Source organism: Rhizobium sp. BK529, assembly GCF_014194105.1.
Lineage (GTDB): Bacteria > Pseudomonadota > Alphaproteobacteria > Rhizobiales > Rhizobiaceae > Rhizobium.
Map to the genome: position 1 here is coordinate 856,609 of NZ_JACIAU010000001.1, position 24,183 is coordinate 880,791.

General features: G+C 61.6%; 29 protein-coding genes. 17 read left to right on the forward strand and 12 right to left on the reverse strand.

Annotated elements, in window-relative coordinates; all coding sequences use genetic code 11:
- Window positions 1-102: 102 nt before the first annotated feature.
- Window positions 103-1,266: a mandelate racemase/muconate lactonizing enzyme family protein gene (locus tag FHX08_RS04200; RefSeq protein WP_132654027.1), complete on the forward strand. Its 1,164-nt coding sequence runs from the start codon at window positions 103-105 to the stop codon at window positions 1,264-1,266.
- Here FHX08_RS04200 and FHX08_RS04205 read toward each other — a convergent pair.
- Window positions 1,238-2,092, reverse strand: a complete 855-nt coding sequence (locus FHX08_RS04205; protein WP_132654028.1) for an FkbM family methyltransferase — start codon at window positions 2,090-2,092, stop codon at window positions 1,238-1,240. The genes FHX08_RS04200 and FHX08_RS04205 overlap by 29 nt on opposite strands.
- A gap of 366 nt (window positions 2,093-2,458) precedes the next feature.
- Between FHX08_RS04205 and FHX08_RS04210 the strand changes: the two genes are divergently transcribed.
- Window positions 2,459-4,276 (forward strand): acetolactate synthase 3 large subunit, encoded by a 1,818-nt coding sequence (locus tag FHX08_RS04210; protein WP_132654029.1) that lies wholly within the window; start codon window positions 2,459-2,461, stop codon window positions 4,274-4,276.
- Between the two features lie 50 nt (window positions 4,277-4,326).
- Here the strand turns inward: FHX08_RS04210 and FHX08_RS04215 are convergent, their stop codons facing one another.
- A complete protein-coding gene (locus tag FHX08_RS04215) occupies window positions 4,327-4,968 on the reverse strand; it encodes a dihydrofolate reductase family protein (RefSeq protein ID WP_132654030.1) in 642 nt (213 codons plus the stop codon).
- 89 nt (window positions 4,969-5,057) lie between these two features.
- On the opposite strand from FHX08_RS04215, the gene FHX08_RS04220 reads away from it, so the two are divergent.
- The gene (locus FHX08_RS04220; protein ID WP_132654031.1) at window positions 5,058-5,579 is read left to right on the forward strand and encodes a helix-turn-helix domain-containing protein; all 522 of its coding nucleotides are present in this window, start codon (window positions 5,058-5,060) and stop codon (window positions 5,577-5,579) included.
- A 17-nt stretch (window positions 5,580-5,596) separates the two neighbouring features.
- Here FHX08_RS04220 and FHX08_RS04225 read toward each other — a convergent pair whose 3' ends face one another.
- Window positions 5,597-6,187 (reverse strand): TetR/AcrR family transcriptional regulator, encoded by a 591-nt coding sequence (locus FHX08_RS04225; RefSeq protein ID WP_132654032.1) that lies wholly within the window; start codon window positions 6,185-6,187, stop codon window positions 5,597-5,599.
- A gap of 160 nt (window positions 6,188-6,347) precedes the next feature.
- On the opposite strand from FHX08_RS04225, the gene FHX08_RS04230 reads away from it, so the two are divergent.
- Entirely contained in the window at window positions 6,348-7,103 is a 756-nt protein-coding gene (locus tag FHX08_RS04230; protein ID WP_132654033.1) for an SDR family NAD(P)-dependent oxidoreductase, read from the forward strand.
- 64 nt (window positions 7,104-7,167) lie between these two features.
- Here the strand turns inward: FHX08_RS04230 and FHX08_RS04235 are convergent, their stop codons facing one another.
- Entirely contained in the window at window positions 7,168-8,067 is a 900-nt protein-coding gene (locus FHX08_RS04235; protein WP_132654034.1) for an SDR family oxidoreductase, read from the reverse strand.
- Window positions 8,068-8,164: 97 nt separating this feature from the next.
- Here FHX08_RS04235 and FHX08_RS04240 point away from each other — a divergent pair, with 97 nt between their 5' ends.
- Window positions 8,165-9,001 (forward strand): helix-turn-helix transcriptional regulator, encoded by an 837-nt coding sequence (locus FHX08_RS04240; protein WP_132654035.1) that lies wholly within the window; start codon window positions 8,165-8,167, stop codon window positions 8,999-9,001.
- 75 nt (window positions 9,002-9,076) lie between these two features.
- Here the strand turns inward: FHX08_RS04240 and FHX08_RS04245 are convergent, their stop codons facing one another.
- Window positions 9,077-10,195 (reverse strand): metallophosphoesterase, encoded by a 1,119-nt coding sequence (locus tag FHX08_RS04245; RefSeq protein WP_132654036.1) that lies wholly within the window; start codon window positions 10,193-10,195, stop codon window positions 9,077-9,079.
- A gap of 200 nt (window positions 10,196-10,395) precedes the next feature.
- Window positions 10,396-11,289, reverse strand: coding sequence for a transcriptional regulator GcvA (gcvA, locus tag FHX08_RS04250; protein WP_132654037.1), 894 nt, complete (start codon window positions 11,287-11,289; stop codon window positions 10,396-10,398).
- A gap of 135 nt (window positions 11,290-11,424) precedes the next feature.
- Here gcvA and FHX08_RS04255 point away from each other — a divergent pair, with 135 nt between their 5' ends.
- Window positions 11,425-12,129 carry an SDR family oxidoreductase gene (locus tag FHX08_RS04255; RefSeq protein WP_132654038.1) on the forward strand — a complete coding sequence of 235 codons (705 nt, stop codon included), beginning with the start codon at window positions 11,425-11,427 and terminating at the stop codon, window positions 12,127-12,129.
- Window positions 12,130-12,226: 97 nt separating this feature from the next.
- Window positions 12,227-12,442, forward strand: a complete 216-nt coding sequence (locus FHX08_RS04260; protein WP_132654039.1) for a hypothetical protein — start codon at window positions 12,227-12,229, stop codon at window positions 12,440-12,442.
- A 19-nt stretch (window positions 12,443-12,461) separates the two neighbouring features.
- Here the strand turns inward: FHX08_RS04260 and FHX08_RS04265 are convergent, their stop codons facing one another.
- Window positions 12,462-13,535: a transporter substrate-binding domain-containing protein gene (locus FHX08_RS04265; protein ID WP_165911913.1), complete on the reverse strand. Its 1,074-nt coding sequence runs from the start codon at window positions 13,533-13,535 to the stop codon at window positions 12,462-12,464.
- Window positions 13,536-13,925: 390 nt separating this feature from the next.
- Here FHX08_RS04265 and FHX08_RS04270 point away from each other — a divergent pair, with 390 nt between their 5' ends.
- Window positions 13,926-14,984, forward strand: a complete 1,059-nt coding sequence (locus FHX08_RS04270; RefSeq protein WP_132654041.1) for an NAD(P)-dependent alcohol dehydrogenase — start codon at window positions 13,926-13,928, stop codon at window positions 14,982-14,984.
- A 13-nt stretch (window positions 14,985-14,997) separates the two neighbouring features.
- On the opposite strand, the gene FHX08_RS04275 is transcribed toward FHX08_RS04270, so the two are convergent.
- Window positions 14,998-15,906: a LysR family transcriptional regulator gene (locus FHX08_RS04275; RefSeq protein ID WP_132654042.1), complete on the reverse strand. Its 909-nt coding sequence runs from the start codon at window positions 15,904-15,906 to the stop codon at window positions 14,998-15,000.
- A 182-nt stretch (window positions 15,907-16,088) separates the two neighbouring features.
- On the opposite strand from FHX08_RS04275, the gene FHX08_RS04280 reads away from it, so the two are divergent.
- Both FHX08_RS04280 and FHX08_RS04285 read left to right on the forward strand, forming a co-directional pair.
- Window positions 16,089-16,442, forward strand: coding sequence for a YidB family protein (locus tag FHX08_RS04280; RefSeq protein WP_132654043.1), 354 nt, complete (start codon window positions 16,089-16,091; stop codon window positions 16,440-16,442).
- A gap of 37 nt (window positions 16,443-16,479) precedes the next feature.
- Entirely contained in the window at window positions 16,480-16,938 is a 459-nt protein-coding gene (locus tag FHX08_RS04285) for a hypothetical protein (RefSeq protein ID WP_132654044.1), read from the forward strand.
- A 129-nt stretch (window positions 16,939-17,067) separates the two neighbouring features.
- Here the strand turns inward: FHX08_RS04285 and FHX08_RS04290 are convergent, their stop codons facing one another.
- From FHX08_RS04290 to FHX08_RS04305, 4 genes are all read right to left on the reverse strand, one after another.
- Window positions 17,068-17,688, reverse strand: coding sequence for an ATP-dependent Clp protease proteolytic subunit (locus FHX08_RS04290; protein WP_184326878.1), 621 nt, complete (start codon window positions 17,686-17,688; stop codon window positions 17,068-17,070).
- A 46-nt stretch (window positions 17,689-17,734) separates the two neighbouring features.
- The gene (locus tag FHX08_RS04295; RefSeq protein WP_132654046.1) at window positions 17,735-18,106 is read right to left on the reverse strand and encodes an SRPBCC domain-containing protein; all 372 of its coding nucleotides are present in this window, start codon (window positions 18,104-18,106) and stop codon (window positions 17,735-17,737) included.
- Window positions 18,103-18,417 carry a helix-turn-helix transcriptional regulator gene (locus FHX08_RS04300; protein ID WP_132654047.1) on the reverse strand — a complete coding sequence of 105 codons (315 nt, stop codon included), beginning with the start codon at window positions 18,415-18,417 and terminating at the stop codon, window positions 18,103-18,105. The genes FHX08_RS04295 and FHX08_RS04300 overlap by 4 nt, the downstream gene beginning before the upstream one ends.
- 130 nt (window positions 18,418-18,547) lie before the next feature.
- Complete coding sequence (locus FHX08_RS04305) at window positions 18,548-19,066, reverse strand: NuoB/complex I 20 kDa subunit family protein (protein WP_132654048.1); 519 nt, start codon at window positions 19,064-19,066, stop codon at window positions 18,548-18,550.
- A gap of 127 nt (window positions 19,067-19,193) precedes the next feature.
- Between FHX08_RS04305 and FHX08_RS04310 the strand changes: the two genes are divergently transcribed.
- The 7 genes from FHX08_RS04310 to copC all read left to right on the forward strand — a co-directional run bounded on the left by FHX08_RS04310 (window position 19,194) and on the right by copC (window position 24,181).
- Window positions 19,194-19,370, forward strand: a complete 177-nt coding sequence (locus FHX08_RS04310) for a hypothetical protein (protein WP_165911899.1) — start codon at window positions 19,194-19,196, stop codon at window positions 19,368-19,370.
- A gap of 188 nt (window positions 19,371-19,558) precedes the next feature.
- Window positions 19,559-19,834 (forward strand): hypothetical protein, encoded by a 276-nt coding sequence (locus tag FHX08_RS04315; RefSeq protein WP_165911900.1) that lies wholly within the window; start codon window positions 19,559-19,561, stop codon window positions 19,832-19,834.
- Between the two features lie 428 nt (window positions 19,835-20,262).
- Window positions 20,263-20,670 (forward strand): hypothetical protein, encoded by a 408-nt coding sequence (locus FHX08_RS04320; RefSeq protein ID WP_132654049.1) that lies wholly within the window; start codon window positions 20,263-20,265, stop codon window positions 20,668-20,670.
- Between the two features lie 89 nt (window positions 20,671-20,759).
- Window positions 20,760-22,133, forward strand: coding sequence for a PepSY domain-containing protein (locus FHX08_RS04325; protein WP_132654050.1), 1,374 nt, complete (start codon window positions 20,760-20,762; stop codon window positions 22,131-22,133).
- Between the two features lie 7 nt (window positions 22,134-22,140).
- Window positions 22,141-23,082 carry a copper uptake system-associated protein gene (locus tag FHX08_RS04330; RefSeq protein WP_245508274.1) on the forward strand — a complete coding sequence of 314 codons (942 nt, stop codon included), beginning with the start codon at window positions 22,141-22,143 and terminating at the stop codon, window positions 23,080-23,082.
- The gene (locus tag FHX08_RS04335) at window positions 23,079-23,669 is read left to right on the forward strand and encodes an SCO family protein (protein ID WP_132654051.1); all 591 of its coding nucleotides are present in this window, start codon (window positions 23,079-23,081) and stop codon (window positions 23,667-23,669) included. The genes FHX08_RS04330 and FHX08_RS04335 overlap by 4 nt, the downstream gene beginning before the upstream one ends.
- Before the next feature lie 146 nt (window positions 23,670-23,815).
- Entirely contained in the window at window positions 23,816-24,181 is a 366-nt protein-coding gene (gene copC, locus FHX08_RS04340) for a copper homeostasis periplasmic binding protein CopC (protein ID WP_132654052.1), read from the forward strand.
- The last annotated feature ends 2 nt before the right edge of the window (window positions 24,182-24,183 follow it).

Here is a 24,183-nt window from a genome sequence, read left to right on the forward strand (position 1 = left end):
ACGGCATTCAATGAGCCCGGAACGGCATTGGACGGCCGGGGCGGATTTTTCTAGGACAGGATCATGCGAGGCAGTGGCCTCAGGCCCGGAATGGAGACGACAATGCGTATCATCGATGTCTGCGAAGTCACAAAGCCGATCGCTTCGCCGATCCGCAACGCCTATATCGACTTCAGCAAGATGACGGCGAGCCTGGTGGCCGTCGTCACCGATGTCGTGAAAGACGGCCGCCGCGTGGTCGGTTACGGCTTCAATTCCAATGGCCGTTACGGGCAGGGCGGTCTCATCCGCGAGCGTTTCCGGGATCGCATTCTGGAGGCGGCACCGGAAGGCCTCGTCAATGATGCCGGCACTAATCTCGATCCGCACCGGGTCTGGGCGGCGATGATGAAGAATGAGAAACCCGGCGGTCATGGCGAGCGCTCGGTTGCGGTCGGCACGATCGACATGGCGGTCTGGGACGCCGTTGCCAAGATCGAGGGCAAGCCGCTCTTCCGGCTGCTCGCCGAGATGAAGGGCAGGGAGGCCGATCCCAAAGTCTTCGTTTACGCTGCCGGCGGCTATTATTATCCCGGCAAAGACAATAGCGCGCTGCGCAAAGAGATGCGCACCTATCTCGACCGCGGCTATACCGTGGTCAAGATGAAGATCGGCGGGGCTTCGATCGATGAGGATCGCGGCCGCATCGAATCCGTGCTGGAGGAGATCGGCTCTCAAGCGCAGCTCGCCGTCGATGCCAATGGTCGTTTCGATCTGGAGACCGGCATCGCCTATGCCAAGATGCTGCGCGACTATCCGCTCTTCTGGTACGAGGAGATCGGCGATCCCTTGGATTATTCGCTGCAGGCGGCGATCTCGGAATTCTACGATGCGCCGATGGCAACCGGCGAGAACCTCTTCTCGCATCAGGATGCCCGAAACCTTTTGCGCTATGGCGGCATGCGCGCCGACCGCGACTATCTGCAATTCGACTGCGCGCTCTCCTATGGTCTCGTCGAATATTTGCGCACGCTCGATGTGCTGCGCCAGTTCGGCTGGTCGCCCTCGCGCTGCATTCCGCATGGCGGCCACCAGATGTCGCTCAATATCGCCGCCGGCCTCGGCCTTGGCGGCAATGAGAGCTATCCGGATCTCTTCCAGCCCTATGGTGGCTTCCCTGATGGCGTTGCCGTGATCGACGGGCACATTACGATGCCGGAGCTGCCGGGCATCGGCTTCGAGGGCAAGTCCGATCTCATCAAGGTGATGCGGGAACTGGCGGAGTGAGGCGGTGAGCCGAAGCCCGGTGGCGAGGCACGAACAACAAGTGCGGACGCCCATTGAGCTGTGTCCTACCGGCGAGGGGTTCGACTGCTACTCCGTCATGCGGCTGGATCCAGGCCTCGTATTTTGAGAGGTCGATGAGTTTCCAGATTTCTTCGGGCGTTGCGCCGAACTCGCCGACGATATTGCAGTGAACCTCGGCGAAGACGGTTGGCGTCCTCTCCAGAACTTTCCTGGCGCCGCGCAGAACCTCGAACTCGTAGCCCTCCACATCGATCTTGATCAGATCAGGCCATATGCCGTTCGCTTCTGCCCATTCATCCAGGGTGACGACCGGGACTTCAATTCCGCCGTTATGCGAGACTTTCGCGTTCGAACGGGATTTTATGGAAAGCGAGCCGGGCTTCGACCCGACAGCGGCGTTGACCGCGATCACATTTTGCAGGCGATTGAGCTCCACATTCCGCCGTAGCACGCGAATATTGTCCGGATGCGGCTCAAAGCTGATGATGCGACCCTCGGGCCCGACGATCTTCGCCAGCAGCGTGCAATCGCGACCATGGTGAGCGCCGCATTCGAAAACCGTTGCGCCCTTCAGGCCAAGTGCCATCAATGCATCGAGTTCGTGGGAATGATCATTCTCTCTTTGTGCGTACCAGTTTTTCGCAAGGGGCGTTGTTACCGCAAAGATGAACGATATATCATTGACCGCCAGTTTCGCCTCATAAGGTTGAAATCCGAACGAGGTTACTGCGTCTTTCCACCTCGAATACAGAGCGGCTTTCCACCATTGCTTATCAAAATACTTTGATCTTGAAGATATAGGCATCGAGACTTCCTCCAGGGCTCGGCAATTTTCGGTTGCTCTAGCAGGGAAGAACACGCAGGAAAATTACTCAGATAGTTGTAGCGCATCCTTTAGTTGTAGTTGCGCCTGTTTTGCCTGTGATTACCGCGATTCCCGTGTCGGGAGATTTTGGCCGGGTGCAGGGACGCGATTGACGGCCCGCAAAATTGCGGCTAGCTCTACCGCCCATGAAAATCGCAATGGTTCTCGTCGTGGTGATATCGCGCATGGGCAGGACGGTGTAACCGTCCGGCAATAGCCACCCATGCGCCGAACACAGGTCCCTGACGGGGCCTTTTTTTATGCCCCGTCGCACCCAATCACCCCATCAACGACGGAACAATTGCTATGACCGGCGATAAGGCTAGCTTTACCCGAAATTCCCCTAATCCTTCTTCTTTCGGCCTTCTGATGAACGGCGGCGAAATCGTGCTGCGGGCGCTGCGCGACAATGGTGTCGAGCATATTTTCGGCTATCCGGGCGCTGCCGTGCTGCCGATCTATGACGAAATCTTTCAGCAGGACGAGATCAGGCATCTCCTGGTTCGCCACGAGCAGGGCGCCGGACATGCGGCCGAAGGGTATGCGCGGGCAACCGGCAAGGTCGGCGTCATGCTGGTCACGTCAGGGCCAGGTGTCACCAATGCGGTGACGGCGCTGCAGGATGCGCTGATGGATTCCATTCCGCTCGTCTGCCTGACGGGGCAGGTGCCGACGACGCTGATCGGCACGGATGCCTTTCAGGAATGCGATACCGTCGGTATCACGCGACCCTGCACCAAGCATAATTTCCTCGTCAGCCATATCGACGATCTGGCGAGGACAATCCATCTCGCTTTCCGGATCGCCACATCGGGGAGGCCGGGGCCCGTTCTGGTCGATATGCCGAAGGATGTGCTGTTTGCGAGCGGTGTCTATATCGGTCCAGAGGAGGTTTCGATGCCGGCGCGCTTCCAGCCACGGCGGGGTGTTGATCGCGAGGCGATTGCGGCGGCGGTCGGGCTGATGGCGCAGGCTGAACGCCCGGTCCTCTACACCGGCGGCGGCATCATCAATTCGGGGCCGGAGGCGTCGCGCCTGCTGCGGGAACTCGTGGGACTGACGGGCTTCCCGGTTACCTCCACGCTGATGGGGCTCGGAGCCTATCCGGCGAGCGGGCCGAACTGGCTGAAGATGTCAGGCATGCATGGCTCCTACGAGGCCAATATGGCGATGCATGATTGCGACCTGATGATCGCGATCGGTGCGCGTTTCGACGATCGCGTCACCTCGCGCACCGACAAGTTCTCGCCGGGCTCGAGGAAGATCCATATCGATATCGATCCGTCCTCGATCAACAAGAATGTCGCTGTCGATATCGGTATCACGGGTGATGCCGCTGCGGTCCTTGCGGAGATGATCGAGGCATGGCGGGCGCTGCCCGAGGCGCCGCAGCGGAAACGGCTCGATGCATGGTGGGCGGAGATCGAGGGGTGGAGGGCGCGAAAATCCTTTGCCTATGAGATGCGCCGGGACGAGATCATGCCGCAGTATGCGCTGGAACGGCTGCATGCGCTGACGACCGATCTGGATCCAATCGTCACGACCGATGTCGGCCAGCATCAGATGTGGGCGGCGCAGCTCTTCGGCATCGAGGGGCCGAACCGGTGGCTGACATCAGGCGGGCTCGGAACGATGGGATACGGTTTGCCGGCGGCAATCGGGGCGCAGATCGCCCATCCCGGACGGCTGGTTCTCGGCATTGTCGGCGATGGCTCGGTACAGATGACGCTGAAGGAGCTTTCGGCGGCGATGCAGCATCAGGCGCCGGTCAAGATCTTCATCCTCAATAATGCGCAGCTCGGGATGATCCGGCAATGGCAGCAGATCCTGCATGGCAACCGCCGGGACCGATCCTACTCCGCCTCCCTGCCGGATTTCGTCAGACTGGCGGAAGCCTACGGGGCGGTTGGCATCCGGTGCGAGAAACCGGATGAACTGGATGCGAAGATCCGGGAGATGATCGCGATCGACCGGCCGGTGCTTTTCGATTGCCGGGTCGCGGCGCTCGAAAATGTCTATCCGATGGTCCGCAGCGGCCGGCCGCATAATGACATGCTGTTCGGCGAGGATGTGCGTGCGGCGGAAGCGGAAGGCGTATTCGGCTTCAGCCAGGGGCTGGTCTGAGCGTCGGTCCGATTGGCCGGTGTCGGGGACATCGGCCAATCATGCGGGCCTTATTTCGACAGAATAATATGCGCTGCCAGTTCGGTCATCTCGTGGGATTTGACGGAGAAGCCGAGCGCCGGCAGGTCGATGCCTTCGAACATGGCTTCGCCCTTTCCGAGGACAACGGGGGAGATCGCGAATTGCATTTCGTCGATCAGGCCGGCTTTCAGATATTGGCGCACGGTGCTGACGCCGCCACCGATCTTGACGTCCTTGTCGCCGGCTGCGGCCTTCGCCTTTTCCAGCGCTTCCTCAATGCCGCCGGTGATGAAATGAAAGGTGGTGCCGCCCTCCATGACGATGGGCTCGCGGGCATAGTGGGTGAGGATGAAGGTCGGCGCGTGATAGGGCGGGTTCGGCCCCCACCAGCCTTTCCACTCTTCATCCGGCCATTCGCCCCTGATCGGGCCAAACATGTTGCGGCCGAGGATGAAGGCGCCGAAGCCGGTATTGCCGGCAGAGGCATATTTCTCATCGACGCCGGTCGAACCGCCGTCCTTGCCGATCATGGTGCGGAAGGTGCGCGTGCCGAAGAACCACTGGTGCAGTTCCATGCCGCGTTTGCCCAGGGGATCGTTGATGCTCTGGTCGGGGCCGGCGCCGAAACCATCGATCGAAAGAGAAAATGCAGCGACGCGTACACGGGTCATATCAGCCTCCATCTGATTGCGTTTTGAAACTAGTTGAGTTGTTGCATTACCGATCCTATAATGCAACTGGTTTTCGTGCGGAGTCGGATATGGATATCGAAATACGGTCGGGCTGCCCGATCAACCTGACGATGGAGGTGCTGGGCGACCGATGGAGCCTCGTCATCATCAGGGATATCATGTTCGGCAACCGGCGTCATTTTCGCGAACTTCTGAACCGGTCGGAGGAAGGCATTGCCTCCAACATTCTGGCGGCACGGCTGAAGCGGCTGATGTCCTACGGGCTGATCAGCAAACTCGACGATCCCTCCCATAGCCAGAAGGCGATCTACAGCTTGACGGAAGCCTCCATCCAGCTCGTGCCCATGTTCGCGATGATCGGCGCCTGGGGCCGCCGGCACCTGCCGGTCAGCGAGGATCTAAGCATCCGCGCCGAGTTGCTGGAAGAGGGCGGGCAGCCGCTCTGGGACGAGTTCATGGCGGACCTGCGTCGGATCCATATCGAGGATCCGATCGGCGGGGCGAATGGCACGGTCAAATCGCCGGTTCTGGCGCGGCTGACGGCGGCGTTTCTGGAAGTGCGGGCGAAGATGGATGCGCCGGCGAGCTAAATTCTGGCTGCTGAAGCTCAGGAAGATTTCGAAGGCCAAGTCGAAAGCGCCTGTTCGGCAACGGCCTCCAGCATCTCGCGGCTGAAACCGGCCTTGGCCTGCACGGCCATGCCGTGTCCGACTGCCAACAGGAATGCCGCCAGCGCAGCGGGCTTGGCGGTCTCGGGCAGGTCGCCTTCGGTCTTTGCCCGTTCGAAACGCTCACGAAGCTGTCTTTCGCCGACCGCACGGGCCTCGATCAGGGCCTGCCGCACCGGTTCGGATTCATCCGATCCCGCCAGCACGCCATTGATGCCGAGGCAGCCCCTGTGGGTGGGAAAACGCGTGTGGAGATCAATCGCGTTGGATAGGATGAACGCAGCGACCTCCCGCGATGTCGGCAGCTCCAATGCTTTCGGGATATAATCCAGGTACCGCTCGTAATAACGATCCAGCACCTGGCGGAAGAGCGCTTCCTTGTTGCCGAAGGCGGAATAGAGCGCCGGCCGTTCGACGCCGGTCGCCTCGGTCAGATCTGCATAGGACGCGCCTTCATAGCCCTTGCGCCAGAAGACGCAAAGCGCGGCATCGAGCGCTTTTTCCACATCAAACTCGCGATGGCGTCCCATCAGATCGACTCAAATGAATTTCATAATGATCGTTATTAAACTACTTGACAGCCTTTGTCCAGATTTCATACCAATCGTTATCGTAACGATCGTTACGAAATTAGCGCCCTGCCGGACAGTAGGGTCCCGTGGTGGCTCGATGGGTATGGAAAGGACTGATATGTCTGACATTTTGAAGGGAAAGGTCGCACTCGTGACCGGCGGTTCGCGCGGGCTGGGTGCTGCTGCGGCAGAGGCGCTGGCGGAGCAGGGGGCGGATGTCGCGATCAGCTATGTCGCCTCGGCCGAGAAGGCGGAAGCTGTCGTCGGAAAGCTGCGGGCGAGGGGTGTGCGGGCGCTGGCGATCCAGAGCGATCAGGCGGATATGGCAGCGGCCAAGCCGCTGGTCGGCAAGGTCCTCGCCTATTTCGGCAGGCTCGACATCCTCGTCAACAACGCGGCGATTGCCGTGCAGGGCCGGACGGTCGACGATCCCGAGCTCGATACGGTCAATCTCGATCGCCAGTGGCAGGTCAACGTCATGGGTGCGGTGGCGACGACGCGGGCAGCAGCACAGGTGATCTCCGATGGCGGGCGGATCATCTTCATCGGCTCGCTGCTCGGCAGCCGCGTGCCGTTCTCGGGAGTTGCCGATTATGCGGGAACGAAGGCTGCGATTTCAGGCTATGCGAAGGGTGTGGCGCGTGATCTCGGCCGGCGCAACATTACCGTCAACGTCGTTCAGCCCGGCATCATGCCGACGGATATGGCGGCCGATGTGCGCGACAATCTGCCTGACGCGGTCATGGACCTGCATCCGATCCGGCGCATCGCGACGCTGGAGGAAGTCTCGGCGGCCATCGGTTTCCTGGCCGGGCCGAATGGCGGCTATATCAGCGGCGGCGTGATCGACATTTCCGGCGGGCTGCAGGTCTGAAATCAAAACGGCCTGCCGCCTGCGGAGCTGAGAAATTCCGCAGGCGGCCGTCTTGTGAGACCGGTCAGGCCGCAAGGCTGCCGTAGTCCATCGCGTCGAGATCGGCGATCAGGCCGGGTCCGGTTGGGTGCCAGCCGAGGATGCGGCGGGTCTTTTCGCTCGATGCCGGGAAGTCGAGACCGGCAAACATTGCCATCCAGCCGAAATGTTCGGCTGCCTTTTCCGGCTCAAGCGAGATAACGGGCAGTTTCAGGCCGCGGCCCAGCGCCTCGGCGATCTCGCGCATCGTCACACCTTCCTCGTCGACGGCATTGTAGCGGGCACCAGGTTCGCCGCGTTCGATCGCAAGGCGATAGAGCAGGGCGACATCGAGCAGATGGGCTGCCGGGAAGCGGTTGCGGCCTTCGCCGACATAGGCGGATGCGCCCTTGGCTCTCGATATTTCGATGAGCGGCGAGACGAGGCCCTGCTTGAACGTGTTGTGGACCTGCGGAAGGCGCATGACGGAGACGTTGACGCCCTGATCAAGCAGGGCATTGCCGGCAAGCTCGGAAGCGATGCGCGGGTTCGGATGCTCGATGTTGAAGACATCCTCGCTCGCCGGTTCGCCGAGATGGGCATTGCCGATGCCGGTGCCGGAGGTGATGAGGAGGGGGCGGTTCGAGCCTTTCAGGGCCTCGCCCATCGCCGCGATGACGCGACCGTCCTTCTGGCAATTCTCGACGAAGCGGGAAAAATCATGGTCGAAGGCCGTATGGATGACGGCATCGGCCTTCTCGACGCCGGCTCGCACGCTTTCGGGCTCTTCCAGCACGCCGCGGTGGACCTCGACGCCGGCTGCTTCGAGCGTTTTCGCGCCGGCGTCGGAACGGGTCATGCCGATGACATGATGGCCTGCCTTCTGGAGTTCCGGCACGATGGCCGAGCCGATGAAGCCGGTGGCGCCGGTGAGGAATATGCGCATGTCGTGTCTCCTTATTGCGAGGAAGCCCACTATTGCGCTATGTTTTATGCTGTTAAAGTAGTGACTTTATCCTATTATAATGGCTAACAGGAACAGTATGAGCACTGACGCCAACGCTCTTGGCACCTTCCTTCGCGACCGCCGCACGCGCCTCGATCCGGCCGTATTCGGTTTTTCCGGGCGCCGGCGCACGCCGGGCTTGAGGCGGGAAGAGGTGGCACAGCGCGCCAATATCAGCCCGACCTGGTACACATGGCTGGAGCAGGGACGGGGCGGAGCGCCATCGGCCGACGTCCTGAACCGGATCGCCAATGGCCTGATGCTGACCGAGCCGGAGCGCGAGCATCTCTTCATCCTCGGCCTCGGCCGGCCGCCCGAGGTGCGCTACCGCGCGGTGGAGGGCATCAGCCCACGCCTGCAGCGTCTCATCGATACGCTGGAGGTGAGCCCGGCGCTGGTGCGCACGCCCGCCTGGGACATCGTTGCCTGGAACCGGGCGGCGACCGTCGTCATGACCGATTACGGCAAGCTTGCACCCGAAGACCGCAACGTCCTGCGTCTGCTCTTCTGCAACCCCAATGTCCGCAACGTCCAGCATGACTGGGAAACCATGGCCCGCTTCGTCGTCGGCGCCTTTCGGGCGGATGCAGCGCGCGCCGGCGCGACCTCGGAGATATCAGCGCTGGTCGAGGAGCTCAGCCTCGCCAGTCCCGAATTCAAGAGGATCTGGCAGGAGAACGACGTGATCTCCCATGGCGAGGGTACCAAACGGCTGAGACATCCCGTTCTTGGCGATATCGCGCTGGAATATTCGAGCTTTGCCATCGACGGCCGGCCGGATCTCAATATGGTCGTCTACAATCCCGTCGATCCCGATGTCGCCAAGCGCATTCGCAAGCTGGTCGCGGAGGAGAAAGACCGCGGGGCGCTTTAGAGCCTTTCCTGGTTAGATTGCGGCATTCTGGCGAGCATCTTTGCGCCAGGATCAAAGGCGATCGGCTCGGACGTACTAGGCACGCCTGCGCAGCGTGAACACCGTCAGTTCCGAAGGCCGGCCGAGCCGCAGCGCAAAGCCGGGCCAAAGTGCAGTTCCATTATTCACGTAGAGATACATGCCGCCGACCTCGTAGAGGCCGGAGACGAAGCCTCCATTGGCGCGGGCGACCAGGCGATCGAGGCCGAGGATCATGCCGCCATGGGTATGGCCGGACAGTTGCAGCGCGATGCCTCGCTTTGCCGTTTCAGCTGCCATTCTCGGCTGATGATCGAGGAGAATGACCGGGGCTCCGGGCGGAGCGCCGTTCAATGCCGCCGCAAGATCGGGATTCGGCATGATTCTCCCGAAAGCCGCAAGATCCGTCACGCCGGCAATGACGATGCGATCAGCACCGCGCGCGATGACCGCATGTTCATTCGTCAGCATGCGCATGCCAAGGCTGGCGTTGTGCTCTATCCAGTCGTCATAGCCGAAATAATATTCGTGATTGCCGGGGATGGCGAAAATGCCGTCGGGTGCCTGGAGCCTCGCCAGCGGGGCGATATCGCCGCGGCGCCTCTCCAGGCGGCCGTCGATGAAATCGCCGGTCACGACAATCAGATCGGCGTCCAGCTCATTGGCTTTCTTCACGACAGTTTCCGCCCAGGAGACCGGAAAGAGGCGGCTGAGGTGGAGGTCGGTCAATTGCAGGACGCGGTAGCCGTCAAAACTTTCGGGGAGATCCTTGATTGGTATCTCGACATTCTTCACGGGCGGAATGCGCACGGCTCCAGCGACGCCGAAAGCGGCCAGGCCAAAGGCCGCGAGCCCGATGCCATAGCGGATCTCGGGGGGCACTGCCGGCAATTGCCCCTCCACGAGAGCAAGGACGAGTGAGGCGGCATCGAGCGCGATCTGGAAGACTGCCAGCAGGAGCGTCGCGCCGAAGAGGAAATTCAGCACGATAATCAGCGGGCGCGGATATTCGGGCGCGAAGACGGAACCTGACGAGATACGGTTCAGCAGGACCTGCTGGGAGCCGACTAGGAGCACTCCGGCAGCGAGGACCTTGGCGGGCCATATCCAAGGCAGGGGCAGAAGAAAGCGGAGAACGACCAACAGCCAGGGGAGCCCGAGGACAACATGAAACATGTAAATATGCCTGTGATTATCCTGGGTTACGGGCCGGAGTGAAGAGAATGAATCCGATGATTTGGGGAATGTGGGTGTCTAGAGCCGGCTGCGCAAGGACCTTTCTGAGACCTCGGAGCGCCACATGCAAGCGAGGCTTTTTGTCAGGTATTCCGGGGCTCGCTGTCTCCAACATATCCTTCGCGCCGGAACCGATGGGTTCAGCCTTGCTTCTGCGCCTCGATGAGCAGCCAGTCTATGACGGTATCGAGGGCCGGGGATTTCCGGTAGCGAGGCCAGACGAGATAGAAGTCCGATGGACCGCGCAGCGTGCCTTCGAAGACGCGCTGCAACCGGCCTTTCTCAAGATCGTCGGCGACGAATCCGCGGTTTGCAAGGGCGATGCCCTGGCCGGCAATGGCCGCTTCGATCGCGTGTGAGGTTTGTGAAAAGCTGATGCCCTTGAAGTAAGGGCTTTTGCTGTTGGCGAAGTAGCGTTCGACGAATTCCGGCCAGAAATTATGAGCGTCATGCAGCAGCGGATAGGCAGCCAGTTCTTCCCCCGTGCGCGGCGCCGGCCTTCCGGCAAGCAGCAGGGGGCTGCAGACGGCGACGATCTCCTGCTCGAAGAGAAGCTCGGCGTTGAGACCCGGTCCGAAGGGCGGGCGGCCATAGCGCACTGCAAGATCCACCCCATCGACCTGAAAGTTCGAGAGGCGCTCGACAGCGAGGATGTGAAGGTCAAGATCGGGGTGCAGAGCGGTGAAATCGGGCAGACGCGGGATCAGCCATTTGGAGGCGAAGGTCGGCGTCGTGCTGATCGTCAGCTTGATCGCCTGCGGTTTCAATTCGCCGGTTGCCCGCGCGATGATCTCGAAGGCGCGCCTGATATCGGCAATATAGCGGCGGCCTTCTGATGTCAGCGCCAGCGTGCGCGGCAGGCGTTCGAAGAGGTTCATTCCGAGCTGTGCTTCGAGACCGCGAACCTGCTGGGCGACAGCACCCTGGGTGACGCCGAGTTCCTCGGCTGCCAGCCGGAAGTTCAGGTGGCGCGCGGCGACCTCGAAAGCCTTAAGGCCGTTGAGGGAGGGAAGATTTCCGATGACATCGCTCATTCGATATTCTTGTCGTTAGGGATAGTTTTTCTACTGGTAAAGAGAAGGAGAACTGTTTCGTCGATGTGTTACGGACATGGTACCTTGCTGCTTTCCAGCGATCAATCAAGGTCGCGAATCGTGGAGGGCATCTGCATGTCAGTAGAAAAAGTGGCTATTATCACCGCAGGCGGCAGCGGCATGGGGGCCGAGAGCGCAAGGCGTCTTGCAGCCGATGGCTACAAGGTCGCGATCCTGTCCTCGTCGGGCAAGGGGGAGGCGCTTTCGAAGGAACTCGGCGGTGTCGGCGTGACCGGCTCCAACCAGTCGAATGACGACCTGAAACGGCTGGTCGATGCGGCCATGAAGGAATGGGGGCGCATCGACGTTCTCGTCAACAGCGCCGGCCACGGGCCGCGCGCACCGCTGAATGAGATCACCGACGAGCAGTGGCATACGGCCATGGATGTCTACCTGATGAACGTCATCCGTCCGGTGCGGCTGGTGACGCCGATCATGCAGGCGCAGAAAAAGGGCGCGATCGTCAATATCTCGACGGCCTGGGTCTTCGAGCCGTCGACGATGTTCCCGACCTCGGCGGTCTTTCGTGCCGGCCTTGCCGCCTATACAAAGCTCTTTGCCGACACCTATGCGGCCGAAAATATTCGCATGAACAACGTGCTGCCCGGCTGGATCGACAGCCTGCCGGCAACCGAGGAGCGGCGCGAGAACGTGCCGATGAAGCGTTATGGAACGAGTGCCGAAGTGGCGGCCACGATTGCTTTTCTGGTGTCGGACGGGGCGGGCTACATTACCGGGCAGAGCCTGAAGGTGGACGGCGGGTTGATGCGGTCGGTTTGAAACGGGCCGGTCGGGCGGCTGGGCGCGACGGCTTGAACTCTTTCGCTCTCAGCCTATTGTCCGGCTGTGAACGCGACGATCGAGAAGGCTAGATGCCATGCACAAATTCACTGTGTCCATCACCCGAGAGATCGAGGCCGATACCGCGGAGGAAGCCGCGCTTCTCCTCTATCAGGAGCTCGCCAGGGAAGCGCCGCCCCTTCACTACCTGATCATGGACGAGACGAAGAGGGCAACCGGCCTGACGCTGGATCGGGAAAAGGCAGATGAATTTGCCGCTGCCGATCACACCGCTGATCCTGGTAATTGGTAGGCCGGCCGGGCGGTATCCATCACTTTTTCTCGCCCAGATATCGGAACAGGGTCTCTTTCCACGCGTCGTCATGGATCGCTTCGAGAATGGCGACATCGATCGCCTTGCGGTAGCGACTGCCGGCCGGCATGGCCATGCCGTGGTTTTGCGGTTCGAAGACCGTGTCCAGCACCTTAACGCTTCCGGCAAACTCTTGCGCGGCCGTCCAGGCCAACAGCGGCTTGTCGTAGACGAAGGCGTCGATGGAACCGGAGGCGAGAGCCCTGAAGCCGTCCTGCACCTTGTCGAAATCCCGGTGCCGGATGCGTTCGCCGTCGAGATATCCCGTCGTTGCCGATCCCGCGACCGCGCCGACGCGCACCCTTGGCAGATCCTCGACGCCATTCACCAGTCCCCTGATCTGACGCGTGGTCAGCGCTGATGTAACGCTTGCGGTAAAGACCGCGATGGTGATGATCGAGACGACCATCCAGATAATCGCCAACATGCGTCCGGCAAGTGTCTTCGGCCCGCGATGGCCGGTGCTTGCCTGCGTCATCGCTTCGGCGGACCACCAGATGCTGGCGCCGAGGCCCCGGGCCGCGCCGCCGCCGAAATCCTCGTTGTGGCGGTGCTCGAACAGCCAGATCAAGGCTCCCACGGCCAGCGAAATGCCGATCAGGGCGCCAACCGCCTGCAAGAAGCCGAGCGAGGTCATCGTCCGGATGATCTCGTGCCAGACGGAAATGCTCTGGACGGAGACGGCTATGCCGAGGCCGGTGTCGTAGAAGGGCTGCGAGAAATCGACATTGCGCTCCCGTTCGGCGGTGATGGTGATGGCCGCGACCGAGACGTCATAGTCGCCGCGCTTCGTCGCATCGAGAAGGCTCTGGACGGAGGGCTCCTCGACCAGCCGGTATTTGACGCCGAGCTTGCCGGCGACCTGTTGCCATAGATCGATCGAAAGGCCCGTCCAGGCGCCATCCGGCCCCTTGATCGCGAAGGGCGGGGCTTGCTTGGTGCCGATTACCAGTTCGCGGTCCGGAAACTCGGCCGGGGCGGCAGGGGCACTGCGGGGAAGACATGCAGGCAAACAGATGAGAAAGACCGCCATGACAGCCGTCAGCCTGCCGTGCTTCTTCCTGCCTGGCGGGTGCGGAGTATTCGCTGTCATGAACCCTTCCCCGTCTTATGGCTCCGGTATTCAGAGGCTGCCGTACGATCGCCGCCTGCTCGTCTCGCCGCTGATGCAGACGCAGAACCTGCCGATGGTGAACTGCTCGCGCGGGTTTACGATCATCCTGGACGGCGCAGGCATCCGGCAAGTACGCAACTGTAAATGTAACGTTCGTTCCCGATTACAAGCGCCGGACAATTCCTGAGCCCAACTCACAAGCCTTTCCGGCATTCGGCCGCTAATCCGGATAATCCGGCGGCGCTATATCCCCGTCGGCGCGGCCTCCCGCGCTCTCTGTTTCCAACAGCTTCTGCAAGGGACAAGCCATTGAGAACCTCAGGATATGCCGCAACCGATGCGAATACGCCGCTGCAACCTTTCTCCTTCGATCGCCGGGAATTGCGTCCCGAGGACGTGGCGATCGACATCCTCTATTGCGGGGTCTGCCACACGGACCTGCACATGACCCGCAACGACTGGGGCTTTTCAGCCTATCCGGTCGTGCCGGGGCATGAGATCGTCGGGCGTGTTTCGGCCGTCGGCAGTGCTGTGTCGCGCTTCAGGGCGGGCGATAATGTCGCTGTCGGCACCATCGTCGACAGCTGCATGGAGTGCCCCAACTGCCGGCGCAATGAAGAACAGATGTGCTACAAGGGCGTCACTGTCACCTATAACGGCCGGGATCGGGTGACGGGCGAGACCACCTATGGCGGCTATTCCGATCATATCGTCGTGCGCGAGGAATTCGTGCTCAGGGTGCCGGATGGGCTGGATCTTGCGCGCGTCGGGCCGCTGCTCTGCGCGGGGATCACCACCTATTCGCCGCTGCGCACGTGGAATGTCGGCCCGGGCAGCCGGGTGGGCGTGATCGGGCTTGGCGGGCTCGGGCATCTGGCGGTGAAATTCGCCTCTGCACTGGGCGCCGAAGTGACGGTGCTGACGCGCTCGGAGGGCAAGATCGGCACGGCGCGCGCACTCGGCGCCGACAAGGTGCTGCTGTCGACCGATGCGGCGCAGATGGAGGCGGCCGCCTTTGCCTTCGACGTGATCATCGATACCGTGCCCTATGAGCATGATCTCGGCCCCTATCTCAACCTGCTCGATTCGGACGGAACGCTTGTCATTGCCGGCTCGCTGGTCGATACGCCCAAATTCAGCAACCTGCCGCTGATCAAGGGGCGCCGGCGCATCGCGGGCACGCCGAGCGGCGGGATCAAAGAGACGCAAGAGATGCTGGATTTCTGCGGCCGCAGAAATATCCTGCCGGAATGCGAGATGATCGCCATGGGCGATATCGCCAGAGCCTTCGAACGGCTGGAGCGGGGCGATGTGCGCTACCGTTTCGTCATCGACATGGCGACGATGCCGGCTGCACAGGCCGCCTGATCTCCCAAAATTGCTAATCTGGGTGGCGTTTCGGGATGGCCCGCAGCGCCTCGACGAAGACCGAAAGGGCCGGCGGCATCTGTCGCCGGCTCGGATAATAGATGGAATAGCCGGTAAACGGCTTGCAGTAGTCCTCGAGCACGCGGATCAGCCGACCGCTTTTGATATGTTCGGCGGCGAAATCCTCGAAGACATAGACGAGGCCCGAACCGGCAAGGGCCGCCTCGATCATCATCTCGGAATCATTGACCATGAAGCTGCCCGAGACCTTCACCTCGATGTCGCGGCCATTCTCCTCGAATTCCCAGGCATAGGGTCCGCCCATCGAGGCCATGTAATAGGTAACGCAATCATGGTCGGCGAGATCGGCAGGCCGTTTCGGCAGCGGATAGCGGGCGAAATAATCGGGCGAGCCGACGATCGCCGCGCGGATATCGGGGCCGATGCGCAAGCCCACCATATCCTTGTCGATGCGCTCGCCGAAACGGATGCCGGCATCGAAGCGCGAGGCGACGATATCCTCGAAACGGTCGCCGACGATGAGCTCCACACGGATATCGGGATAGGTGCGGTGAAATTCCGGCAAGATGGGCATGACGAGCGAGGCGGCGGCATGTTTGCCTGCCGTGATGCGCACGGTCCCGGAGGGTCTTTCTCTGAAATTGCCGAGTTCCTGCAGGCCGCGGTTGATCTCGGCGAAGGCCGGCTGGAGGGTGAGCAGAAGGCGTTCGCCGGCCTCTGTCGTCGCCACACTGCGGGTGGTGCGGGCAAGCAGGCGCATGCCGAGCCGCTCCTCCAGCTGACGCATCATGTGGCTCAAGCCCGAGGAGGAAATGCCAAGCCGGGCGGCGGCGCGGGTGAAGCTCTTCTCCTCGGCGACGATGACGAAGGCGGCGAGATCATCGAAATCGTGACGTTTCATTTCTGACCTGCCTTCATGAATGGTTTGACCGCTGTGATGCGCCGTTCACATATCTAAGGCAGGGTAAAGGGTGCTCGCAAGATGGGTGCCGATTGCGGTGGCAACGCCTTCGCTTTCGCAAATCAGCGATGACACGAATTTGACTTCGTGCTAAATGGATATCCACTGGTGGAGGAGAGACTATGAGTATTTTCGACGGCTTAGGCAGTGTTCTCTCGGATGTGCTTGCCGGCAGGCAAGTCGATTACGTCGCAGTCGCGACCCGAATATTCGACAATGCCGGCGGGCTGCAGGGCATTGTTTCCCAGCTCAATTCGGCCGGCCTCGGTGAGCAGGTCTCATCCTGGATCGGCACCGGCCACAATCTTCCCGTATCGGCAGAGCAGATCGAGCAAGCCTTGTCCTCGGATCAACTCCGCGATCTCGCCGCCAAGTTCGGCGTCAATACCGACGACGTGGCCAAGTTGCTCGCCGAGCATCTGCCGAAAGCGGTCGATGCCGCGACGCCTGGCGGAACCCTTTCGCAAGCCTCTTAGACGTGCATGCCTTGACTGCCCCAACCGAGGATATCCCATGATTGCAAAATTGCTTGTGCCAGCATCCGTCGGAGCGCTGATTGCTGCCGCCGCCTTCGTTTCTCCGGCCTCCGCGCTGACCATGAAGGAATGCAGCGCCAAATATCAGACGGCCAAGGCCGATGGTTCGGCCAAGGACATGAAGTGGAACGACTTCCGGGCGAAGTTCTGCGGCGCCGATGCTGCCGCCGAAGACGCCGCCGATGACAAGGCCGTTGCCGCGACGACGGAAAAGGAACCCGAAAAGCCGACGATCAAGGCTCCCAAGAGCGTGACCATGCCGAAGGCGATCGACAAGAAATATGCGAACGAAACGCCCGCCAAGGGCCGCCTGCATACCTGCGTCGACAGCTATCATGCCAACAAGGATGCAGGCACGCTCAGCGATCTGAAATGGATCCAGAAGGGCGGCGGTTTCTGGAGCCTTTGCAATACGGCGCTCAAGGCCGGTGGCTGAGGCGTAAGCCAGCCCTGCCTGTTATCCGCGAATTGAGCCGCGGCCCTAATCTCACACGGAGCGGAGAGGGCCGCGGACATGATTTCCCTGGATGCGCTGTCCGCCGACCGCCGGCGACCTTGACGAGATCTAGTACGAGATAGCGTCTTCCATTTCTTCCCGACCCTGCAGGATGCGGTCGATCAGCCCCCATTCCAAGGCCTCCTCGACTGTCATGAAACGGTCGCGATCCATCGCCCGCTCGAACTCGTCGTAGGATCGGCCGCAATGCTCGGCATAGAGGCTCGTCATGCGCTGCTTGGTCTTGCGGATCTCCTCGGCGTGGATGAGCATATCCGAGGCCTGGCCCTGGAAGCCGCCGAGCGGCTGGTGGATGAGGATGCTGGCGTTCGGCAGGGCATAGCGCTCTCCGGGCTGGCCCGCCATCAGCAGGAACGAGCCCATCGAGCGGGCCGTTCCCATGCAGAGCGTGTGCACCGGCGCGCGGATGAAGCGCATCGTGTCATACATGGCAAACCCGCTGGTCACGACGCCGCCCGGCGAATTCATGTAGAGATTGATCGGTTTTTTCGGGTTTTCGGCTTCGAGAAACAGAAGCTGGGCGCAGACGAGGGCGGAAACCGTATCGTTGATCTCGCCGTTCAGAAAGATGATCCGCTCGCGCAGGAGGCGGGAATAGATATCGAAAGAGCGCTCCCCTCTTGAGGATTGCTCTACGACCATGGGGACGAGCTGCATCGCTTCGCGCATTGGCGAACTCCAATCTTCCAGTTTTTGACAGGGACAGGCTGCCGCCTCAGGCGGCGAGCATGAGCGTCGGGCTGTTGCTGTTGGCGACCGTTTTTGAAAGCCGCTCGAAGGTGGCGCCGGTCAGCTCGTGGATGATCCGCAGGCTGGTGCCGCCCGATGCATTCGGCGCGATCGCGAAGGTGACGGTGCTTTCGAGATAGGGCGGAGTATCGTCGCGCAGCTTGTAGCGGATTTCCCGGCCCGGCATCTCGGATAGTGACTGCGCCTCGGCCAGCGCTTCCTTCGGCAGCCACTTTTCCCGGAACTCGGCGATGCTGATTGCCCGCCAGACCTTTTCCGGCGGAGCATCCAGCTCGTACGTCTGTTCGAAGCCGCTTTGTTGTTGCCTGGCCTGCACTTTGGCCTTCACGTCGTTCATTGGTCCATATCCTTCAGCAAGAGCCTGAGAGCGTCGATGCGGGCAGGCCAGTAGGCGCGATATTTCGCCAGCCATTCCGCGATGAGGGCAAGCCCGTCCGGATCGACTTCGTAATTCACGAAACGGCCCTCCTTCTGCTCGCGCACCAGCCCTGCTGCCCGCAACACGGCGAGATGCTGGGACATGGCCGGCTGGCTGATGTCCATGCCCTGGCGCAGCGCGCTGGCATTCATGCTGCCGGCCGCCAGCTTCTCGAAGATCGTGCGGCGGGTCGGGTCGGCGAGCGCGCGGAAAATATCGTGTTCCATCATGAATAACACATAAGCACAGACTTATGTGATTCGCAAGAGTTGATGAAGGACGAAGCTATGCGCTCGGAAAGAATGATTGGGAGAGAGGGGTGACGATACACACTGGACGTTCGACGCGCTCGCTGCCGGCCTAGCGTTCGATCGACCCCTGGCGGCGGATCTTTTTCTGCAGCAGGAGTACGCCATAAAGCAGCGCCTCGGCAGTCGGCGGACAGCCGGGGACGTAGATGTCTACCGGGATGACGCGGTCGCAGCCGCGCACGACCGAGTAGGAATAGTGGTAATAGCCGCCGCCGTTGGCGCAGGAGCCCATGGAAATGACGTAGCGGGGCTCCGGCATCTGGTCGTAGACCTTGCGCAGCGCCGGCGCCATCTTGTTGCAGAGCGTGCCGGCGACGATCATCAGATCGGACTGACGCGGGCTTGCGCGGGGTGCGACGCCGAAGCGCTCCATATCGTAACGGGGCATGGCGACCTGCATCATCTCGATGGCGCAGCAGGCGAGCCCGAAGGTCATCCACATCAGCGAACCGGTGCGTGCCCAGGTGATGAGATCGTCTGCCGACGTCACGATGAAGCCGCGATCGGCAAGCTCGTCGTTCATGTCCTGAAAATTGGCAGGCATCAGGATTTGGGATCGATCCGGCATGATTTTCCCTTTCGAAGAGACTTTCAAACCTGATGTGAGCGCCAAGGTTCCCGCCGGCGGGAAAAAGGTTTTGTCTCTGGAACATTGCTGGTCCGGGCTCGTTGAGTTTCCTCAGGAGGACAAGACCATGACACGTCCTGTTGCAGCGATCAGGATCCTGGCGCCCGAACCTCCGTCGGTGCCCGTTCCGCCGCCTGGAAAACCCGCTCCGCCCGTGAAGGAGCCGATGCCCGACAAGCAGGGCAGCGACGAGCCGGCGCCTGATCCTGGCGAAGACGAGATTCCTCCGGAGGCCGCGCCGTGACGCCGGCGACGAAATACCAGGTCAAGTACATGTCGATCTATATCGGCCTGATATTGCTTGTCGCCGTGATCATCACGGTCGGATCTCTCGTCGCCGCACGGTGACAGGCTTCCGGCGGCGACGGGCTTCGGGAACAAAGGCGTAACGAGGCGGTTCGAAACGTCATCATCAGCAGCTGGAGCAAAGCCATGACTGGACGTCAGGAAGGCGCGAATTTCGCGCTTGTGCCGTCAGGCGAGCCGAATGTTTTCCACCTGACCGTCGACGGCAAATATGTCGGAACCATTGCCAGCGATGGCGACACCCTATCGGCGGCAAAACCCTGGGGATGGCGGCTGCAGATTGGCGACGGCACGCTGGGCGATACGCCGCTGGCAGGCCGGTCGCATAGTATCGACGAGGCGCTGGCCGAGGCACGACACGCTTACGAACGGCATCAGCACACGCTCTCGCATCGCATGTGAACAGTGTCCTCGTCTGCGGGATGACAGATCCTGCACCGTGCCGGCGTGATCCGCTGGACGATGCACTGCGATCGACAACTGTCAAGCAAGGTTTCACCCCCCCCTCTGCCCTGCCGGGCATCTCCCCCACAAGGAGGGAGATTGGCTGGGGGCGCCGGTTTCCCCAAACAACTGATGTTACAATCTGCGCGCCGTCAGAGATGTGCGAAGCTCGTGCCTCTAGCCGATCTCCCTCCTTGTGGGGGAGATGTCCGGCAGGACAGAGGGGGGTGAACCTTGCTCGACTCCAGACGGCCCGGCAGAGCAGCGCAGGGGCGGGCTCAGCCTCATGCCAAGCGTGGGCGAACGAATGTCGCATTGAGCTTTGGTCGAGATGCCGCTATCACGGATTCGATGCTGAGGCACGGGTCTTGGGCCGCTGGGGAAAGATGCAACACCGTCTTGATAGAATCGAGCAATTGATCGTGCGCATTCTGTGCGCCATCGCGCTCGTCTTCGTCGGCTTTGCGCATCAGGTTCCGGCGGCAGCCGAGGACGCTCTCAGCCCTGCCGCATTTGCCCAATACGTGCTGCCTGACGGCACGCTGCCGACGCTCTGCGTTACCGTTGTCGACGACAGCGGCAAGGAACATGGCAAGATCGCGCATCTCAATCCGTGCGAAGCCTGCCGCATCAGCGCCGCCGTGGTGCTGCCGCAGCCGGCCGATATCACCGGTGCGCGGATCGGCTTTGCGGTTGCCGCCCTGCTGCCGCGCCGCGCCGAAGCCTTCCACCGCCAGCTTTTCCCGCCGAATACGGGGCCGCGCGCTCCGCCTGCCACACCGACCCTTACCTGAACCCGCATTGCGGCGAGGCGCCGTGATGCGTCTTGCAATCGTGGCCGGGCTGCATTGCCGCTGCCGGCCGGGGATTCGGATCCAGTTTCATGTCTACCACCATTGCCGCCGAACCGGCGGAGAGCGCCGTAACAGGCGTTTCGCTTTATCGCGCCATCTGGCGCTGGCACTTCTTTGCCGGCCTGCTCATCATTCCCTTCCTGCTCAATCTCGCAATCACCGGCTCGCTCTATCTCTTCAAGGACGAGATCAACGATACGGTCTTTGCCTATCGCTATCATGTTCAGCCGTCGGGCGAGCCGCTTTCGCCGCAAAAGATTGCCGATGTTGCAGCCGCTGCCGTGCCGGGCTCCGTCGCGAGTTCCTACAAGGATCCCGCCGGGCTCGACCGCTCGGCAATCGTGACCGTCTCCACCGATGCCGGCGCGAGCCTGGTTTTCGTCAATCCCTATGACGGCAAGGTGCTCGATACGGTGGGCACGACCGACGAGTTCAACTATGTCATCAAGCGTATCCATAGCCTGGCGCTCTTCGGCGATATCACCAACAAGCTGATCGAGATTACCGGCGGCTTTGCCATGGTGCTGGTCGTGACCGGCATCTATCTCTGGTGGCCGCGGCGGCAGGCGGGCGGCGTCGTGACCGTGCGCAGCACGCCGGCGCGACGCATCTTCTGGCGCGACCTGCATGCGGTGACGGGCGCGTTTGCCGGTATCCTAATATTCTTCATGGCGATCACGGGCATGCCCTGGTCGGGATATTGGGGCGCGAATGTCAATGCATGGCTGACAAGCCATGATCTCGGCTATCCCGCGCAGCTCTGGGACGCGGTGCCGAAATCGCAGAAGGTGACGGACGATATCTTGCCGAAAACCGGCTGGATCGTCGAGAAGGCGCCGGTGCCGCTGTCGGAGATCGCAGAGGCGCAATCGAAGAAGCCGATCGGACTTAATCGTGCGGTGGAGATTGCGAGGGGACTCGGCATGGCGCCGGGCTTCGATCTCGCCATTCCCGGCAGCGAGACGGGCGTCTATACGGCGGCTGTTTATCCCGACGATCTCGCCAAAGAGCGCACTCTCCATATCGACCAATATTCCGGCAAGCCGCTGATCGATCTCTCCTTCGGGCAATATCCGTTCCTCGGCCAGGCGATCGAATGGGGCATCAATGTGCATCAGGGGCAGGAGTTCGGGCGTGTCAACCAGCTGCTGATGCTGGCGACCTGCCTGGCGGTCATCCTTTCCTGTGTGACCGGTATCGTCATGTGGTGGAAGCGGCGGCCCGCGGGGCGGATCGGTGTGCCGCCGATGCCGCCGCGGCGTTCGGTCTATCTCGGGCTCTGGACCATCGTTCTCGCCTTCGCCGTCGCCTTCCCGATGAGCGGGCTCACGATCCTGCTGATGATCGCCGTCGACCAGATGGTGATCCGTTTCGTGCCGCCGCTGAAGCGCGCCTTTGCCTGAGGAGGGGATGATGAAGACGATTATCACGCTTTTTGTCGGCCTGCTGATCGCGACGGCTGCGGCAGCGCAGGACACGATCCGCATCGATCATGCCGCCTCGCATTCTATGGTGCCGGGCGCCAAGGTCGGCGACGGCTACCTTGTCATCACCAATACGGGCAGCGAGCCGGACCGGCTGGTGGGCGCGCGCTCGGAGCGGGCGGGGAAGGTGCAGCTGCATCAGATGAGCATGGACAATGGCATCATGACCATGCGTGAGCTGAAGGGCGGGCTTGCCATTCCCGCCGGGCAGACGGTGACGCTTGAACCCAACTACCACCTGATGTTCCAGGATGTGAGCAAGCCCTTCCAGCAGGGCGAGACGATCCGGGCGGTGCTGAGCTTCGAGAAGGCCGGCGAGGTCACAGTGGATTTTACCGTCGGCAGGATCGCCGGGCCGCTCGATGATGTCGGCGGAGCCGGTGGCAGCATGGATCATGGCGCTATGGGTCACAGCTCCATGGATCATGGCGCGATGGAGACGCCCGGCATGCAGGGGATGGACATGGATATGTCCGGGCCGCCGCCGGAAGAGGCGATACCTGCAACGCTGAAGACCATGTTCGAGACGCCGGAAAAGCCGCTGACCATTCTGCCGGTCGTGGTGCAGAACGATTGGGCGATTGCCGGCTGGCAGCAGGATGGCCGTGGCGGGCGGGCGCTCCTCAAGAAGAACCATCATGGCTGGAGCATCGTGCTCTGCAGCGGCGATGGGATCAGGGAGGCGGCGGCCCTGGAAAAGGCCGGGCTTTCGGCTGAGGATGCCAGCGTGCTGGCGGCAGAACTGGCGAAGGTCGAAGCCGGGCTCGACCCGAACGTGCTGGCGCGTTTTGCGAGCTTCGAGGGCACCGTCATGATGGCGGGAGAGGCTGGTGGCGGGCACGGCGGCCATGAGGGGCATGGCCAATGAGAACGCGCACCCTTGCCATTTCAGGCTTTGCGGCAAGTGCCGTCTTCGTCGGCGCGCTGATCGCTCTGATGATCTCGCTCTATCTTTCGCAGCCGCGCCCCGGGCCGTTCGATACGCAGTTCTCGCTCGTCGACGACCGGGGGAATGGTGTCGACCAGTCGATCTTCCGGGGACATCCGGCACTCGTCTATTTCGGCTACACCCATTGCCCTGAGGCCTGCCCGACGACGCTTTACGAGGTGGCGGACTGGCTGACGACGCTCGGCGATCAGGGCAGGGCGCTAAAGGCTTATTTCTTCTCGATCGATCCTGAGCGCGACACGCGGGAGGTGATGCATGATTACGTCACCGCCTTCTCCAGCCGCATCACCGGCATTACCGGCGATCCGGCAGAGATGAAGAAGGTCGCCGACGGCTGGTTCATCCATGCGGCCAGGTTGCCTTCGGAAGACGGCAATTATCACATGAGCCATACGGTCTCGCTGCTGCTCATCGACGCCGACGGGCGGCTGAAGGGGCTGATTCCCTACGGCGCGGATCGTGACGCCGCACTCGCGAAGATCCGCGATGTATTGCTGGGCGGATGACGAGGGAGGCAGATGACCCAGCGCAATGAGCGAAGCCCGCCACTGAATTACGAGAGGGCGCGGAATAATTCCGCTTTCCGACTGTCTAATCAAGCGACGGCCAGATGCGCCATCGCCCGTCCCAATGAACCGAAAGGCATGATCTGATGTCCCCGACGATCCGCATTCTCTCCGTCACCGCCCTTGCCAGCATCGCCCTTGCCGGCCAGGCCTTCGCCCATGCGCATCTGAAAAGCTCCGAGCCGGCCGACAAGGCCGCTGTCGCTGCGCCCACCGAACTCGATCTCACCTTTACCGAAGAGGTGAACCTCAAGTTCAGCGGCGTCGCCATGACCGGTCCGGACAAGCAGCAGATCAAGCTCGGCGAGGGCATGCTGATGGAAGGAAACAAGGAGCTGATGGTGCCGGTCTCGGGCAAGCTGGCCCCTGGCAGCTATACAGTCGACTGGTATGTGCTCTCGACGGACGGGCACAAGTCCAACGGCACATTCAGCTTTACCGTCAACCCCTGATA